This is a genomic window from Parabacteroides sp. AF39-10AC, assembly GCF_003635405.1.
Taxonomy (GTDB): domain Bacteria; phylum Bacteroidota; class Bacteroidia; order Bacteroidales; family Tannerellaceae; genus Parabacteroides; species Parabacteroides distasonis.
Genome location: NZ_QTLP01000001.1, coordinates 126,345 through 140,351, shown reverse-complemented (window position 1 = coordinate 140,351; position 14,007 = coordinate 126,345). Strand labels below are relative to the sequence as shown.

12 protein-coding genes are annotated in these 14,007 nt (G+C 38.3%); all 12 read left to right on the top strand.

The window, feature by feature from the left end:
- Positions 1-61: 61 nt before the first annotated feature.
- Positions 62-1,615: an ATP-binding protein gene (locus DW033_RS00560; protein ID WP_005857343.1), complete on the top strand. Its 1,554-nt coding sequence runs from the start codon at positions 62-64 to the stop codon at positions 1,613-1,615.
- 151 nt (positions 1,616-1,766) lie between these two features.
- The gene (locus tag DW033_RS00555) at positions 1,767-3,029 is read left to right on the top strand and encodes an oligosaccharide flippase family protein (RefSeq protein WP_122382285.1); all 1,263 of its coding nucleotides are present in this window, start codon (positions 1,767-1,769) and stop codon (positions 3,027-3,029) included.
- Positions 3,030-3,066: 37 nt separating this feature from the next.
- Positions 3,067-3,951 carry a glycosyltransferase family 2 protein gene (locus DW033_RS00550; protein WP_048928439.1) on the top strand — a complete coding sequence of 295 codons (885 nt, stop codon included), beginning with the start codon at positions 3,067-3,069 and terminating at the stop codon, positions 3,949-3,951.
- A 28-nt stretch (positions 3,952-3,979) separates the two neighbouring features.
- Entirely contained in the window at positions 3,980-4,984 is a 1,005-nt protein-coding gene (locus DW033_RS00545) for a glycosyltransferase (RefSeq protein ID WP_048928440.1), read from the top strand.
- 5 nt (positions 4,985-4,989) lie between these two features.
- The gene (locus DW033_RS00540) at positions 4,990-6,048 is read left to right on the top strand and encodes an EpsG family protein (protein WP_005857339.1); all 1,059 of its coding nucleotides are present in this window, start codon (positions 4,990-4,992) and stop codon (positions 6,046-6,048) included.
- Positions 6,048-7,040: a glycosyltransferase family 1 protein gene (locus DW033_RS00535; RefSeq protein WP_048928441.1), complete on the top strand. Its 993-nt coding sequence runs from the start codon at positions 6,048-6,050 to the stop codon at positions 7,038-7,040. Before DW033_RS00540 ends, DW033_RS00535 begins: the two co-directional genes overlap by 1 nt.
- Positions 7,041-7,042: 2 nt before the next feature.
- Positions 7,043-8,131 (top strand): glycosyltransferase, encoded by a 1,089-nt coding sequence (locus tag DW033_RS00530; protein WP_005857337.1) that lies wholly within the window; start codon positions 7,043-7,045, stop codon positions 8,129-8,131.
- A gap of 19 nt (positions 8,132-8,150) precedes the next feature.
- On the top strand, positions 8,151-9,467 hold the full coding sequence (locus DW033_RS00525) for a DUF362 domain-containing protein (protein ID WP_122382335.1): 1,317 nt from the start codon (positions 8,151-8,153) through the stop codon (positions 9,465-9,467).
- Positions 9,464-10,843, top strand: a complete 1,380-nt coding sequence (locus DW033_RS00520) for a phenylacetate--CoA ligase family protein (protein ID WP_122382284.1) — start codon at positions 9,464-9,466, stop codon at positions 10,841-10,843. The genes DW033_RS00525 and DW033_RS00520 overlap by 4 nt, the downstream gene beginning before the upstream one ends.
- 12 nt (positions 10,844-10,855) lie before the next feature.
- Positions 10,856-12,133: a hypothetical protein gene (locus DW033_RS00515; protein ID WP_122382283.1), complete on the top strand. Its 1,278-nt coding sequence runs from the start codon at positions 10,856-10,858 to the stop codon at positions 12,131-12,133.
- Positions 12,134-12,274: 141 nt separating this feature from the next.
- Positions 12,275-12,589: a nucleotidyltransferase domain-containing protein gene (locus tag DW033_RS00510; protein WP_008778387.1), complete on the top strand. Its 315-nt coding sequence runs from the start codon at positions 12,275-12,277 to the stop codon at positions 12,587-12,589.
- A 106-nt stretch (positions 12,590-12,695) separates the two neighbouring features.
- Positions 12,696-14,006 (top strand): UDP-glucose/GDP-mannose dehydrogenase family protein, encoded by a 1,311-nt coding sequence (locus tag DW033_RS00505; protein ID WP_008772299.1) that lies wholly within the window; start codon positions 12,696-12,698, stop codon positions 14,004-14,006.
- Position 14,007: the final 1 nt, after the last annotated feature.

Here is a 14,007-nt window from a genome sequence, read left to right as displayed (position 1 = left end):
GGTTGATGGTTTGCCGGAAATGTGTTATATTTGTAGTATAAAATCATAAATCTTCACGGCTATGGAGCAACGACGATTATATCCTATAGGTATCCAGACATTCTCGAAATTACGGGAGGGTAATTATGTGTACGTGGACAAGACTGAGTTGGTGTACCGTATGACGCATGGAGCGTCGAGTTATATCTTCTTGAGCCGTCCTCGTCGCTTCGGTAAGTCCTTGCTGACCTCCACGCTCCGCAGCTATTTTGAGGGCCGGAAGGAGCTGTTCGAGGGCTTGGCTATCGAGAAATTGGAGAAGGAATGGACGAGTTATCCGGTGCTTCATTTCGATATGAGCCTCGGCAAGCACCTGGATCGGGAGGGCTTGGAACATTATTTGGGGCGTCGTTTGTCAGAGTGGGAGTCCGTTTATGGGCGTGATGAGAATGCGCTTATGGTGAATGACCGCTTGGAGAGTCTTATCAAACGTGCCTTCGAGCAGACCGGGCAAAAGGTGGTTGTCTTGATCGATGAGTACGACGCTCCTTTGCTGGATGTGGTGCATGAGGAGAAGAATCTGCCCGTGTTGCGCAACGTGATGCGCAATTTCTACAGCCCACTGAAGGCATGCGACCCCTACCTGCGTTTCGTCTTCCTGACCGGCATCACGAAATTTTCCCAGTTGAGTATCTTCAGCGAGCTGAATAATATCAAGAATATCAGTATGCTCCCCGAGTATGGATCGATCTGCGGTATCACGGAAGAGGAGATGCGAGAACAGATGGGTGAGGGCATCGACCGTTTGGCCGGCAACCTCGGCGTTACTCCGGAAGAGGCTTTGGAAGTCTTGAAACAGAATTACGACGGTTATCATTTCACGTGGCCGTCGCCCGATATATACAATCCGTTCGGTTTGTTGAACGCATTGGCCGATGGCCGGATCGACTCCTACTGGTTCGGTAGCGGTACGCCGACCTACTTGGTCGAGATGCTGCGTAAGTACCACGTGATCCCGCAAGAAATAGGTAATCGTAAATGTGTGGCGGCTGATTTTGACGCACCAACGGAACGGATGACGAGCATCACGCCATTACTTTATCAAAGCGGTTATATCACGATCAAGGGCTACTCGGCGTTTTCCGGTCTTTATAAGCTCGATATCCCGAATAAAGAGGTCCGGATCGGCTTGATGCGCAGCCTGTTGCCCAACTATGTGCAACGTCCTGCCGAGTTGAATACGATGGTGGCGGAAATGGCGGAGATGATCTACAACGGTGACATGGATGGTGCGTTGCGCTTGATGCGCACCTATCTCTCCACGATCCCCTATTGCGATAACACGCATTACGAAGGCCATTACCAGCAATTGCTCTATGTCATTTTCACGCTGATCGGTAATTATGTCGATGTGGAGGTCCGTACGCCGCAAGGCCGTGTGGACATGGTGCTCCGCACACCTTCCACGCTTTACGTGATCGAGCTGAAATTGGACCAAAGCGCCGAGGCTGCCATGGAGCAAATCAATTTGAAGGATTACCCCGAACGTTTCGCACTTTACGGCCTGCCAGTGGTGAAGGTGGGGATTAATTTCAGTACGGAGAAGAGGACGATCGAGGGGTGGAAGATCAATTGAAAACGCTAAAGGTGGATCACGTTATATGAAAGAGCCGCAGCTATAAAACGATAATAGGAATAACCGATAAAATTTGAATATCTAAATATAGGTAGGTTCCAAATGGAACTCACTCTTATATTTGTATACCTACAGATTCACTTTACAAATCATGTCTTTACGAGAGAAACTGAGTAGGAATAAGACCGTACTGGCTAATTTTTCCTACTTGAGCATATTGCAAGTTTTTACGATCTTATTCCCATTATTGACCTATCCTTATTTATTACGGATCATAGGTTTGGATTTGTATGGAGTGATCGTATTCGCTCAAACGATTATAGCTTATGTATCATTGGTTATAAACTTTGGATTTAATATGTCCGGAGCGAAGAATGTAGCGGTTTATAAAGGGAATAAGGAGAGGCTATCTCAGATTGTATCATCCACTTATTTGTGTAAGTTTATCCTTTGGTTGATTTGTTTGATCGTATATTTTTCGGTTATAAGTATAGTCCCGTTTTTTAAGGATCATTATTGGGTCTATGCCCTTACTTTTTTATTGACATTTAATGAGCTTTTGTTACCTATTTGGTTCTTCCAAGGAATTGAGAAGATGAAATATATTGCGATCGTAAACTTGTCGGCCCGTTTGCTGTTCGTGGTCGCTATATTCTTGTTTATCCATAATCAGGAGGATTATTTGTTGGTGCCGCTCTTGAATGGTATTGGCACTATATTGGCAGGTAGCCTATCTTTATATATCGTATTAGGAAAAGAGAAGATAAGGTTGTCAATAATATCAATAAGAGATTTGAAATTAGCTTATAAGGAGAGTCTTCCATTGTTTGTTTCGGGTTTATCTACTCAAATCTACGTGAATATAAACAAATTAGTGATAGGTTCTATTCTTGGTATGTCAGAAGTATCTATCTATGATATGGCTGATAAGGTGATACAATGTTTGAAGCTCCCTATTTCAATGATGGCACAAGCAGTTTTCCCAAGGATAGCTCGTGAACGTAATATTAGATTTGTTAATCGTGTGATGTTTTTGGTCGCAGGAGCTGTGCTTTTGGCATATATATGTGTGTGTCTTTGTAGTGATTGGATTGTGTATCTTTTTATCGGGCAATATATGGAGGAGACTTCTGTTATTATACGATTACTGGGTATTTCTGTGATCTTAGTTTCCTTCAATAGTTTTATGGGAGGAAATCGCCTCGTTCCGTTTGGATATTCGGCTATTTATATGCGTGTGATGGTGAATAATTGCTTATTTTTTATGACAGGAATCACTTTGCTTTTACTTACACAACACGTAAATCTTTATACGATGACGGTGATGGTCGTTTCGGTAGAGTTTTTTTGCTTTGTAACGCTGATTTATAGGAATTGGTGCTTAGAGCTGTTGGGATTCAAAAAGAGAATATAAATGCTACTGTTTTTTATTAATTTAATTTTTTAATGTAATGATAAATTACTCAATAATTATTCCACATAAAAATATTCCTAATTTACTTCAACGTTGCTTGGATTCGATTCCCAATAGAGAGGATGTACAGATTATTGTAGTAGATGATAATAGTGATCCTAATATTGTAGATTTTGATAAGTTTCCTGGTTTAAATAGATCTAATGTTGAAGTTATTTTTACAAAAGAAGGAAAAGGTGCAGGATATGCCCGAAATACAGGTATAAAATATGTAAAAGGTAAATGGTTGCTATTCTCTGATGCAGATGATTATTTTTCTGAAAATGTAAATAGATTATTTGATGATTATGAGAATTCTGTAATGGACGTAATTTACATTCCATATAAAACGATAGATTTAATAACAGGAGAAGATTTAGAAGATGGGTTGTGTGTTACTAATCTAGAAGAAGACCTTTATAAGAAAAGAAGTGATACTTTAAGATATAGGTGCTATTCGCCATGGGCAAAAATGGTAAAAGTTAGTATGATAGAAAGGTATAGTATTAAATTTGAGGAAGTTGTCGCTTCAAATGATGTTTGGTTTAGTGTTAATGTTGGCTATGTAGCAAAAGAAATTGATATCTGCAACTATATTGTATATATAAGAAATGTAAGATATGGATCTCTTCAGTATTCTCTAAATAAGGAATATCTTTTATCAAGAATAAAGGTTGGATATAAAGTGAATGATTTTCTTTATGATATAAATAAAATAGAATATTATAATTATACATTATGGTTTGTTTTAGCTCTTATAAAGATCGATCTATTGTTATTTTTTAAGCAAATGATTATTTATATATATAAAACACATATTAATGTTCAATTAAGAAGTATATATCGATTCTTTAAAGAAGTTGTTTATAGGATAATACAATAAATATTTGTATGTATAAAATTATCTAAATATGAAAATAGTAATTGTTGGATCGAAATCGTTTGATTCTTTGGAATATAACTTGAATGAAACATTCAATCAACAGGGGCATTCGTGTTCGATTGTGGATATTTACTCTTCTTCTGTTAGTACTAATAAGTGGTTACGTACATTTGATACATTAGCCAGAAGATACTCGGAAACTTATGATCGGAGTGTGTTTAATAGGGTACTTGATAGTGTTCTTCGTCGTGATCCGGATCTGGTGATAGGGGTTTATCGGTTTATCCATCCGGAATTAGTACGTATAATAAAGCTTAATAGAATCCATATTATCCATATAAATCCAGATCAACTAACAACTCTTGAACGTCTGCAATTATTTGTAGAACCTTATGACCTCTATTTTACTAAAGATCCTTATATGATGAGATTCATGCGGGATAACATGAAGTTGAATGTTAGGTTGTATAATGAGGCATTTAATACACGTATCCATAAACGGCCTAAGCGAGATAAATTGACATGCGAACAGGAAGAGAATATAGATGTACTGGCGTTTGGTAATATGTACCCATATCGGACTAGAATGCTTTCTATCTTGAAAAAACGAGGAGTACACTTGGCTTTGTACGGTAAAAAAGGAGCCTATTTCTCTTCAGAGCTAGATGATTGTTTCCAAGGGAAATATATAGTAGGAGAGGAAAAAGCTCGTATATTATATGGAGCTAAGATCGTATTTAATAATTTGCATTATGCGGAAATTGAATCTGTGAATAATAAGTTCTTTGAGATTAATGGATCCGGTGCTTTCCAGCTGTGTGATTATCGTCCGATATTGAAAGATCTTCTACCGATAGATCCGGAGCTCGTATCATTTCGGACAATTGACGATGCGGTGGAAAAGATAAACTATTACCTAGATCACTCACAAGATAGATATGACTTGTCAAACTTAATATACAATCATTTTGTGGAACATTATAGTTATGATAGTTTGGTTGAATATGTATTGAATGAGGCAGCTAAAATTTGACAAGTATGGCTGTCTATATATTTATGGTACTGTTCCTTTATAGTTGCTCTTGGCTCGATTTTAAGGCAAATCGTAAGATTGGATATATTTTATTTACATTCATTTTTTTCCTGTTTGTATTACATGATGGCCTTCGGTGGGAGACGGGAACGGATTGGGGAAACTATTATCGGTTCTTTTTAAATTGCTTATGGGATGAATGGGAACAGTTCGAGCCGGGATATGTTTTGTTTAATCAGCTGATAAGGGGACTTACGATAGATTATAACGTATTCTTGCTTTGTGAAGCGGTGATCGTGTGGGGATTAATCTTTCCCACTATAAGGAAATATTCGCCAGATCCCTTACTTACTCTTTTTTGTCTTTATTGCACATTATTGCCCGTATTAGGGATGAATCGTCAATTGATCTCATTGGCTATCAGTATTTATAGTATTCGGTTTATATTGAACCGTCAATGGATTTTTTTTTATTTGTCTATATTATTGGCTTGCCCGTTTCATTTGTCTATATTGATATTTGCTGTCGCTTATTTTTTGAACAGCAAGTTGAAGACTAAATATTATGTTCTTTTACTGGTTGTTTGTATCGGACTATCTGTCTTTGATGTAATAGATAAATATTTTGGGGAGATAGTACCATATGTATCAGGGGATGATACACGATTGATGGGCTATACTGAAATAGAATCTACAGGCGTAAATGCTTCTTTTTTAGGAATAGCACGGAAATCACTTTGGTTGTTTCTTGCGTATCCTCTATTGAAGAAAGAACGAGAAGGGTTATTGTTGCTTTCCTTTAACCTTTACTTTTTATCTTTGCTTATTTATACAATATTCAATGGAACTGATTTTCAGATAATCGTGTCAAGAGGTACTAACTACTTCACAATATATGAGGTATTCATTGTCTCTTATGTGGTTTATGGTTATAAAGGTAAAGGTGTAAAAATAATAATGCTAATAATGATCTTTGTTTATTTTATTGGTATGCTTTATAAAGGTATTGATTATTACTCAGTCGGTCGCTATAATCCATTTATTCCCTATCAATTTTGTTTTTAATGAAAGATGTATTTTTTGTTTATAGAAAATCCGGTTTAAATTATAGTATAGAACATGTGTTCAATACTGTGGAAAGCGGATTGCGTAAGGAGAATGTCCTTGTTAAGAATATTTTCTTACCCTATGCGAGAGTTTGTGTTAGTAATTTATTGCGTAACATTCTTTATGTAAAAAGATTATGTAATAGCATTACTCATTTGACGGGAGATACGCATTATGCGATCCTTTTATGTAAGGGAAAGGTCGTATTAACCATTCATGATACGAGATTTCTTGATTTTGAACATGGGCTGAAAAAAATGATCTTTAAATGGCTTTGGTTTTATCTTCCCATGAGAAAGGCTTCGTACGTGACTTGCATATCAAATGAGGTGAGAGAGAAGCTTATTTCGTATTTTCCTCGTTTTAAAGATAAGATACATATCATATATAATCCATTAGATACAAATTATAACTATAAATTTAAACTATTTAATGAGGGTTGTCCGATTATTCTACATATAGGAACTGCTGAAAATAAAAATCTAGAACGATTGATACCTGCATTAAAAGGAATTAATTGTGAATTGCATATTGTGGGAAAATATAGAAAAGATATAGAGGATATGCTTCGTTTTTATTCTATTAGATATGTCTATAAGTGTGATTTGTCTAATCAAGAAATATTAGATGAATATATGAATTGTGACATAGTTTCTTTTCCTTCATTATATGAGGGCTTTGGAATGCCTATTATAGAAGGGCAAGCAGTCGGGAGAGTGGTGTTCACTTCCGATTTGGAACCTATGAAAGAAATAGCAGGTGATGCTGCTTTGTTGGTGGATCCATATAGTATAGAGAGTATAAGGAATGGAGTCATGAAACTTATTAAAAATCATCATTATCGTGATGATCTCATCAAGAGAGGACTTGAAAATATTGAGCGATTTAAATTACCTGTTATCGTGAAGTGCTATATGGATTTGTATGCTAAACTAGAAAGAGAAAATTAAAAATGAGAATCCTTCATGTTATCCCTCAATTGTGGCGGGGAAATGGTGCCGCAAAGATCGTAAAAGATTTAGTAGATTATCAAATTACTCATGGTAACTTAGTGACGGTTGTTTCTTTGTCTATAATGTCTCCTTCTTACGAAAAGGATTTAAAGAAGTTGGGATGTGAGGTTATTTATTTAGAGAATAGAAGGTACTCTTTATATAATCCTAAATTCTTTTTTCAATTAAGAAAGATAATTAAAGAGTTTGATATTGTTCATGTGCATCTGTTTCCCGCTCTTTATTGGGTGGCATTAGCAAAGTATTTCTCTTCAGCTTCTTGTAAATTGGTATTGACAGAACATAGTACGTTTAACAATAGGCAGTCTTTTAAGATATTGAAGCCTATAGAGAGATTTATTTATTCTAAATATGATGCAATTGTTGCTATTTCAGAGGGAGTTTCTCTATTTTTTAAATCGTATCTAGGGAATAAGTATCAGTTTTTTGTGATTAACAATGGTGTTAATGTAAAAAATATTCGGCAATGTGAGATTATTGGCCGAGAACAATTGAATCTTTCCTCTCAAGCAAAATTGATAGTCCAAATAGGTCGGTTTTATCCACAAAAAGATCAAAAGACTCTTATAAAGGCTTTAGCTCTTTTACCAGATGATTTTTATGTTCTGTTTGTCGGAGATGGCCCCTTGTTAGATGAGTATCAAAAACTTGCTCAATATTACAATCTATCGAAACGAATTTTATTTTTGAGTGTAAGGGAGGATGCTATTTCTATCTTGAAGGCATCAGATATTGTTGTTATGTCATCCAATTTTGAAGGTTTTGGTTTAGCGGCAGTAGAAGGTATGGCTGCGGGAAAACCTGTTATCGCTTCGGATGTGGAAGGTCTGTCGAATATAGTAGAAGGTGCAGGACTTCTTTTTGAGCCTCATAATGAGAAAGATTTAGCGGCTAAAATAAGGCTGTTGATGGAAGATCAATTATTCTATAAAAGTGTTTCTGAAAAATGTAAACAACGGAGTGAAAAATATGATGTATCCGTTATGGGGAATCGTTACAATCAATTGTATCAATCCTTGTGTAGATGAATATTAATTCGTAATGAATATGAACGTATATGTAAATGAACAATTTCCTTATCTTGATTTTATGGATATCCGTCCGGGAGATCGGGTGGTATTGAAGCCAAATTTGGTGAAAGAGGGAAAAGAAACGGATAAAAATGAATGGAAATGTGTTGTTACATCTCCGGAGTTGATTCGGTATGTAGCGAATTATGTATGTGAGAAATTAGGAGGAAAGGGAGAAGTCTATATTTGTGACGCTCCTCAAACCGATTCCTCTTTTGAGCAGATTGATAAAAAAATAGGCTTAACAAAAATAGCTTCGGATTGTACCTCTAAGTATGGAGTGCCGGTACGAATAATTGATTTGCGGAATGAAGAGTGGACAAGTGAGAAAGGGATTATCACGCATAAAAAGAAATTGGCCGGTGACCCAAATGGAACAGTTCTTTTTAATTTAGAAAAGAACAGTTTGTTTTATGGGCATAAGGGAGAAGGTAATTATTTTGGAGCAGACTCCAATTATGAGGAGTTGAATAAACATCATCAGGGAACAATACAAGAGTATTTACTTTGCGCTACTCCTATTATGGCAGATGTGGTGATTTCTTTGCCGAAGATGAAAACACATAAAAAAACAGGTGTTACTTTAAGCATTAAGAATTTTGTGGGGATAACGGCTGATAAGAATTATTTGCCCCATCACACATGGGGATCTCCTAAACATGGAGGTGATGATTATCCTGATACATCATTTAAACGACAGTTCGAGACATGGGGATCCAAGTTCGTAAAAAGGATAATAATCAATATTCCATTTATAGGAATTAAGATGGCTCAAATACTTCGTGCAGAGGGGGAGAAGGTATTTGGCGCTACGCGCAATACAATCCGGAGTGGGAACTGGTATGGGAATGATACCACTTGGCGAATGACGCTGGATTTGAATCGTTGTCTGATATATGGGAATCCGGATGGTACGTTTCGGAAAACAAAAAAACGTTATTATTCAGTTATAGATGGTGTTATTGCCATGGAAGGAGCTGGTCCGATGCAAGGAGATCCAAAGGAATGTGGTGTCTATATATCGGGAGAGGATCCCGCTAGTGTAGATACTGTGGCTACGACATTGATGGGTTTTGACTGGAGAAAATTACCTGTGGTATATGAGGCTTTCTCAAAGCATGAAATGCCTATATCTGAAATTGACCCACAAACTATAAATATAGTTAGTGATATTAAAGATTGGAGGGGTAGCTTGGATGAACTGAGAGAGAAGGAGCATTTTGATTTTGTTCCTTATTTTGGCTGGAAGGGGTATATCGAGTTACCTAATTATCAAAAGACAAATGACAAATGAACACTATATCTATTTACTCTTCCCTCCCTTATTGGCTTCAAAATATCGCAGTCTCTCTTCACGGCTACAAACTAAAGAGACAGCGTTTCAACGATGACTTTTATAAGATATTGGATTTCTTGAACTCAACCCAGGGTTGGTCAAAAGAACAGATTCGTTCTTACAAAGAAGAACATATTTTTAAGATATTGGAACAGGCCTATAATCACTGTCCTTATTATCGAAAGAAATATGCTAATGCTGGTTTATCTCCTTCTGATTTTAAACAATTAGGAGACTTGCAAAAGTTCCCGATTCTGACGAAAGAGGAAATTCGAGAGAATTGGCTTGGCTTGGTTGCCAATAATATTCCTCAAAAAGATCTTATTCTATTTAATACTAGTGGCTCAACGGGAAAAGCGTTGGACTTCTATTGGACTAAATATAGTGCAGCCTATTATTGGGCGGTAGACCAAAGATATAAAAATAGATTTGGCTTTGATCTCGGAAAAGCTTGTATAAATTTCTCCGGTCGTCCTATTGTTCCTATTTCAACTTCGAGACCTCCCTTTTGGAGATATGATAGAGCCTTGAACCGTTATTTCATAAATATGCATCAGTTGAATGAACAGAAGATTCGGGATATCGTAAATTGGATTAATCTGAAACGTATAGAGATGTTCATAGGCTATCCATCTATTATGACCACATTTGCGAATGAGTTGATGAATGTGGGTACGGCTTTGGATTTTCCTCCTAAACACATATTCACGGGTGCCGAGAAGTTATACGAGAATCAGAAAAATATCTTACAGGCTGTTTTTAAAGGTGTCCAAATCCATGAGTTGTATAGTTTTTCTGAGCAAGCCGCTATCGCTACCCATTGTATCCACTCGGTTTATCACGAGGATTTCGAGATTGGTCATATGGAATTGGATCAAGCTGTTCCTACAGAGAGTGGGATGCAGGGTGAGATTTTGGCTACCGGGTTCGCTAATCTTGGTATGCCTTTTATTCGTTATCAAAATGGGGATACGGCAGTGTTCTCCGACCGGGAATGTGGATGTGGATTACATAGCCAAATTATAGAAGATATTGTTGGTCGCAATGAAGACTATATAGTTACACCAGAGGGGCTTCACATTCAGCGTCTAGATTATATTTTCAAAGATACGTCGGAGGTGAAGGAGTGTCAAGTAGTCCAAAAAGTATTTGGTGAAATGATTTTACGTATTGTGAGAAGGAATTCCTATAGTGTGGCTACGGAGAAGAAATTGTTGGTAAATATATCTCAATGGATAAGCCCTACCATAAAGGTAAAATTTGAGTATGTGGATGAGATTCCCCGTACAAAAGCAGGGAAGTTTAAGGCAGTTGTCTCTGAATTGAAAAAATAATCATGTTGATTTATGAATAAACTAGAATCTACCATCTATAACCTCGTCCGTAAAAATCCAGCCTTAAAGCAGTTCGTGCGGAATATGTATCAAGGCATATTTGATTTGCTGCCAAGGAAGAAGGAGTATTTCGCCTCTCCCTATCAATATCGGGAAGGCTTCTTTTTCGGATTTCACGATGTCACGCCTTTTTCTTTTGATGAGACCAAGCTATTGGCGAATCAAAATAGGTTGGATTTGCGTATGCCTTTACCCACGGAAGGACTGGATGTCGGATATTTTGATTTGGAACAAGGCTCTATAAAGGACTTTCATAGGGTGGATACCTCTTACGCATGGAATTATCATAAAGGATGCAGGCTGCAATGGTTGGATAAGAACCGGATGATTTATAATACGGCGATAGCGAATCGGCTTGTGTCTAAGATTCATGATTTATCGACAGGGGAATACCAAGTAATAGACTGCTCGATTGATGCGGTCTATCAAGATGAGCAAAGATCTTTGGCCTCTTCTTTTAGTTATGAGCGCTTGGAGCGTTGTATGCCCGGGTATGGTTATCCTTATCGGGATGGAGGGAAATTGGATGATCCGGCACCTAAAGATAGCGGTTTGTTCTTGGTGGATTTAAAGGAGAATACTTCAGAGTTGCTTATCTCTTTGTCTGAGTTGGCACAGATGGAAGATGAATCCTATAGGCAGGGGTATATGCATTTTGTAACCCATTCGGAGTTCTCGAAAGACGGTCGGTATCTTTCTTTCTTATACCGGAAAATACCAACCGATGGGGATTATATGAGGCGGCATACCAAGATCATGATTTATGATTTGCGTGATCGGCGACTTATTACCTTACCTACTCAAGAGTCCGGTTCTCATTATGTATGGAATAACAGGAATCAATTGATAGCGTCTTGCATTATAAATGGTAACAGTTGTCATGTATTGTATGACATGAAAGATGTAGATCATTATCAAATAATAGCAGGGGATGTGTTGAATTCGGATGGTCATCAGTCCTTTATCTCGGATACGTCTTTTGTGGCGGATACTTATCCGGATAAATATAGGATGGCAAAAATCTATAAGGCTGATATCAATACTCAAAGTGCGGATTTGTTGCTAAGTATCTATTCTCCCAAAGAGTTTCAAACGAAAGATTTTAAATGCCATATAGCTTGCGATTTACATCCCAAAGTATCCCCTTCTGGAAAGTACCTATGCTTTGATTCGCCTCGTACTGGAAAACGGGGGTTGTATATAATGCCATTGTCGGTACCGGCTATGTAGGCAAGGTGTCTTATATGATAAAAATCAAGAAGAATATTTGTGGCCTAGCTAAAAGTAAGTATATTTGTGGTGGTAACTATCGTGCGATGGCTGTAAATCAATATGATCGATCGTATGATAATATGTTTATTTTGTACAACAATGAGGAAGGACGATATATTATATTCTCTTAGGGCTTTGATAAAGCAAGTGATGCCAGCTGGAACAAAGGTTTTTTTGTTTGGTTCGCAAGCCCGTGGAGATGTCCATGATGAATCGGATTGGGATATTCTAATATTGTTGGACAAGGAAAAGATAACCTCTGCGGATTTTGATACCTATGCCTATCCTTTAATCGACCTAGGATGGCAATTTGGCGAATATTTTAGCACTAAGTTATATACCTTTACTGAATGGATGAAACGTAAAGGTACTCCTTTTTTCAAGAATGTGGAATTGGATGGCATAGAACTATGAATCTAACAATTGAATATCGCATATCATTTGGCTTGATATGCGTAATATACGTATACCAAAACTTGACTTCTCTATAGATTTCCTGAAATATATAATCTTATAACTTATGAATATCGCAATTATCGGCACCGGCTACGTAGGCCTGGTGTCCGGGACTTGTTTTGCCGAGATGGGGGTTGATGTCACTTGCGTGGATGTCAACCGGGAGAAAATAAATGGCTTGTTGGAGGGGAATATCCCGATTTATGAGCCGGGGTTGGAAGAGATGGTATTGCGTAATTCCAAGGAAGGCAGACTTCATTTTACGACGGATCTGGCCTCTTGTCTGGATAACGTGGATATCGTTTTTAGCGCCGTGGGTACGCCACCGGACGAGGATGGTAGCGCCGACCTGCGTTATGTGTTGGAGGTCGCTCGTACGTTTGGCCAATATATTAAGAAATATACGGTATTGGTAACCAAGAGTACGGTTCCCGTGGGTACGGCACGGAAGGTAAAGGCTGCGATTCAAGAGGAGTTGAGTAAACGTGGGATGGATATCCCCTTTGATGTGGCCTCGAATCCGGAGTTCTTGAAGGAGGGTGCGGCCATCAAGGATTTCATGAGTCCGGACCGGGTAGTGGTCGGTGTGGAGTCGGAGAGGGCGAAGGAGATGATGAGCAAGCTCTATCGTCCGTTTCTCCTGAATAATTTCCGGGTGATCTTTACGGATATTCCCTCGGCGGAGATGATTAAGTATGCGGCAAATTCCATGTTGGCTACTCGTATCTCGTTCATGAATGATATAGCGAATCTTTGCGAGTTGGTTGGCGCTGACGTGAATATGGTCCGGAAGGGGATCGGTTCGGACAGTCGAATCGGTAATAAATTCTTGTATCCGGGATGTGGCTATGGAGGCAGTTGCTTTCCGAAGGATGTGAAGGCTCTTATCAAGACGGCGGAAAAGAATGGCTATCCGATGGGAGTGCTAAAGGCCGTGGAGGAGGTGAATGAACGTCAGAAGACGATCCTTTATACGAAGCTTAGAAAACATTTTGACTCTTTGGAGGGGAGAACGATCGCTCTCTGGGGCTTGTCTTTCAAGCCGGAGACGGATGATATGCGTGAGGCTACCTCTTTGGTGATGATTGATCTTTTACGGAAAGCGGGTGCCGTGGTCAAGGTGTTTGATCCTGTGGCGATAGGCGAGTGCAAACGTAGAGTTGCTGATCGGGTTGTTTACGCGAAGGATATGTATGAGGCGGTAATCGATGCAGACGCATTGTTGTTGTTGACCGAGTGGAAACAGTTTCGCTTGCCAAGTTGGGCCGTGATCAAGAAAGTGATGAGGCAACCTTTGCTGCTGGATGGTCGCAATATCTATGATGCGAAGGAATTGGGTGAGCTAGGCTTTACCTATGAATGTATCGGAAAATAGT